Source organism: Zoogloea sp. (genome assembly GCF_028689785.1).
In the GTDB taxonomy this organism is placed as follows: domain Bacteria; phylum Pseudomonadota; class Gammaproteobacteria; order Burkholderiales; family Rhodocyclaceae; genus Zoogloea.
Genome location: NZ_JAQVCN010000122.1, coordinates 1 through 3,578, shown reverse-complemented (window position 1 = coordinate 3,578; position 3,578 = coordinate 1). Strand labels below are relative to the sequence as shown.

The window sequence follows — 3,578 nt, the reverse complement described above, 5'->3', positions numbered from 1 at the left end:
GCTGGTCCAGCGTCACCATTTCCAGTTCGGTCTGAGCGGAGGCGGCGGCAGGCTTGAGCATGCCGCTATTATAAAAAAACGAAGCCCCCGACGGGCGGGGGCTTGGGGCTTTGTCAGCAGTCTGGGGCGACTTCAGTCGCCCGCAGACTTTGATCAAGGGCACGCCTGTGATTGACGCTCCATGGGCGACTGAAGCCGCCCCTACAGTTCTTCCGGCCGCCCGCAGCGGTCGTCGCAGGGTTAAAGTACGCATCCACCCCGGCCCGCAGAGGCTGCGGGGCACATAAAACAACGGGGACGCGATGGTGCAGCAGAAGCTCATAGAACAGTTCAACCTCCGTTCACGCCTGCGCTTCAATGTGGACGACGGGCAGATCTGGCTGGACGAGAACCGCATGCTGCTGCTCCATGCCCGCTCCATGGGCGCCCTGCGCCGCGAGCTGTTCGACTCGCTGGGCGCCGAGCGGGCCAAGGGCCTGCTGATCCGCATGGGCTTCGCCTCCGGCCAGCAGGACGCCGAGCTGGCCAAGAAGCTGCTGGGGGCCGGCGACCCCTACGACGTCTTCCGCATCGGCCCCGAGCTGCATTCCTTCGAAGGCCTGGTCAAGGCCACCATCGTCAAGGCCGACCTGGACTGGGAGCGGGGCATCTTTGCCGGCGAGGTGGACTGGTACAACTCCTGGGAGGCTGACTCCCACCTGCAACTCTTCGGCATCAGCGACGACCCGGCCTGCTGGACCATCGTCGGCTACGCCTCGGGCTACGTCACCCAGTTCTTCAACCGCCCGGTGATCTTCAAGGAAACAGCCTGCGTGGCCTGTGGCGAAGCCCATTGTCACATCGTCGGCAAGCCCCTGGAGGCCTGGGGCAACGACCCCTATCTCAACTACTTCAAACCCGACGATCTGCAGGGCCAGCTCGACGAGATGCGCGCCGAGATCAGCCGCCTGCGCCGCAGCCTGGGCACCGAATGCACCAGCGGCAAGCTCATCGGCGCCTCGCCCGGCTTCAAGGCCGCCTTCGACCTGATTGCCCGGGCCGCCGCCAGCCCCATCACTGTGCTCCTGCTCGGCGAAACCGGCGTGGGCAAAGAAATGTTCGCCCGCTGGATCCACGACCACGGCGACCGCTCCGACCAGCCCTTCATTGCCGTCAACTGCGCCGCCATCCCCCACGACCTGCTCGAATCCGAGCTCTTCGGGGTGCAGAAGGGCGCCTACACCGGCGCCCAGCAGTCCCGCGCCGGCCGCTTCGAGCGTGCCCACGGCGGCACCCTGTTTCTGGACGAAGTGGGTGACTTGCCCCTGGCCGCCCAGGTCAAGCTGCTGCGCGTGTTGCAGACCGGCGAGGTGGAGCGCCTGGGCGACGACCAGACCCGCAAGGTGGACGTGCGCCTGGTGGCCGCCACCAACGTGGACCTGCAGGAAGCCATCCGCGCCGGCCGCTTCCGTGCCGACCTGTACTACCGTCTCGCCACCTACCCGGTGCTCATCCCACCCCTGCGCGAGCGCCGCAGCGACATCCCGCTGCTCGCCGCCGCCCTCGTCAAAAAGTACGAAACCCCCTACCACAAGCAGCTCCAGGGTTTCAGCGACCGCTCCATGCAGGCTCTGATGGCCTACCCCTGGCCCGGCAACGTGCGCGAACTGCAGAATCTCGTCGAACGCGGCGTGCTGCTCGCTCCCAACGGCGGCCTCATCGAAATCGACCACCTCTTTGCCGGCGGCGCCCCGGCGCACAGCCTGGGCGCCGAAGTGGACCGCGCCGGCCAGGTCGGCAATGCCGGCGACGCCACCCGGCAGCAGCTATATGAAGCGATCCTGCAGGACGGCTTCGACCTGGACAAGCATGAAGGGAAGCTGCTCGAACTCGCCGTGCAACGGGCCGGCGGCAACCTCACCCACGCGGCAAAGCTGCTGGGCATCACCCGGCGGCAGCTGGCCTATCGCCTGAAGCAGGGGGCGGAGGGCTAGGGGCGTTGAGTGGCCGGTCTGTTCGATTCAGAAAGGCCCGGCACCGACAGGAGCTTGCAGGAGGCGCGAAAGGCAGCTGAAGTCGCCCCTACAGGTCGCCCCCTACAAAAGAGGCCACATCGACCGTCAGACGATGCGTCGAACTGAGGAAAGCAGGGTGATTTCGACCCCACGGGCCCTTTACTGCCAGCCCGGGGCCTGCCACCTTGGCACCCCAGCCCTCAGGCCGGGCACATGGCGTGTCAGTATGCCACCGGTGCGCTGCGCCTCAGCCCCGCCGCCGCAGGGTATCGCTGGGGGATTCGCCGTAGCGGCGGCGGTATTCGGCGGCGAAACGGCCCAGTTCGAAGAAGCCCCACTGGGTGGCCACGGTGGTGACGTTGTGGGCCCGGTTGGTGTCCAGCAGCGCCTCGCGGACCTTGTCCATGCGCAGCTCCCGCAGGTAGCGCATGGGGCTGACGCCGCGGAATTTCTGGAAGCTGTTGTAGAGGGTGCGCAGGCTGATGCCCGTCAGGGCGGCCAGCTGTTCGTTGGTGATGGGGGCGTCCAGGTGGGCGCGCATGTAGTCTTCGGCCAGCTTGAGGTGGCGGGGTTGCACGATCGCCGTGGGCTGGGCCAGGCGGTTGCTCAGGGTATTGCCCTGCCAGATCAGCAGGCCCGACATGACCAGCTGCTCGAACTGGGCTTGCATCAGGGGGTGGTCCAGCAGCTCCGGGGTTTGCTGGACGCTGCGCAGGAGCTGCCGGATAGTCCGCTCCCAGGCCAGGCCGCTGCCCTTGCGGGTGTCCATCTCCGGCGTGAAGTGGAGGCGCTGCGGCAGGGGGCGGCCGAGCAGGGCGGCGGCGTGCCGTTCAATGGCGTCACGCTCGATGCGTACCGCGATTTTCGAGCAGTCTGCGCTCCAGTTCATCGAGAAGGATTCGTCCGGGCAGTGGATCGTGCCTCGGCCAGGTTGACTCAGCAGGGAGGTCTTCCCCGACTCGATGTGGTCTCCACCCTTGAGGGGCAGCTGGATGAGAAAGAAGGAGTCCAGGGCCTGGGGCGCGACGCGGACGCCGGCACCGTAGCGCATCACGCTGAAGCTCATGGCCGCCGTGCGGAAATAGCGGTGTTGATAGTCGAGTCCGGACTTCCGGTCGCTCAGGGACAGACGATGGTCGCAGAAGACACCCGCGACCAGCGCGCGGGTTTCATCCAGATCCTTCGACTGAAGCACTTCAAGACCCGTCAGGTGATTCCTTTGCATTTCGCCCCCCGACAAAATGTACATTGAAACCGTCGTTTCCAGACAGTCGTGTCCGAACCCGCCCCCGCATCAGACAGCCAGGCCGCGTTCCCGCGCCATGGTGATGGCCGTGTCCTCGATCATGTCCTCCTGCCCGCCCACCATGCCGCGGCGGCCCAGTTCCACCAGGATGTCCCGGGCCGGCACGCCGTACTTGGCGCTGGCGCGCTTGGCAAACAGCAGGAAGGAGCCTTACACCCCGGCGTAGCCCAGGGTCAGGGCGTCCCGGTCGATGCGGATGGGGAAGTCCATGATGGGGAAGACCAGGTCTTCGGCCACATCGGTGATCTTCGCCACATCCACGCCGGTTTCGATGCCCA

Annotated in this window: 2 protein-coding genes and 1 pseudogene; 1 reads left to right on the top strand and 2 read right to left on the bottom strand. The window is 66.3% G+C overall.

What is annotated here, in order from left to right:
* The first annotated feature begins 302 nt into the window (after positions 1-302).
* Positions 303-1,973 carry a sigma-54-dependent Fis family transcriptional regulator gene (locus PHI64_RS23455; protein WP_299888826.1) on the top strand — a complete coding sequence of 557 codons (1,671 nt, stop codon included), beginning with the start codon at positions 303-305 and terminating at the stop codon, positions 1,971-1,973.
* A gap of 268 nt (positions 1,974-2,241) precedes the next feature.
* On the opposite strand, the gene PHI64_RS23450 is transcribed toward PHI64_RS23455, so the two are convergent.
* Positions 2,242-3,219: an AraC family transcriptional regulator gene (locus PHI64_RS23450; protein ID WP_299888823.1), complete on the bottom strand. Its 978-nt coding sequence runs from the start codon at positions 3,217-3,219 to the stop codon at positions 2,242-2,244.
* Positions 3,220-3,288: 69 nt separating this feature from the next.
* Positions 3,289-3,578, bottom strand: a pseudogene (locus PHI64_RS23445) (4-hydroxy-2-oxovalerate aldolase); the annotation flags it as partial.

Coding starts and splice junctions, on each gene's coding strand:
- PHI64_RS23455 (WP_299888826.1), top strand. CDS start 303: ATGGTGCAGCAGAAGCTCATAGAACAGTTCAACCTCCGTTCACGCCTG.
- PHI64_RS23450 (WP_299888823.1), bottom strand. CDS start 3,219: ATGCAAAGGAATCACCTGACGGGTCTTGAAGTGCTTCAGTCGAAGGAT.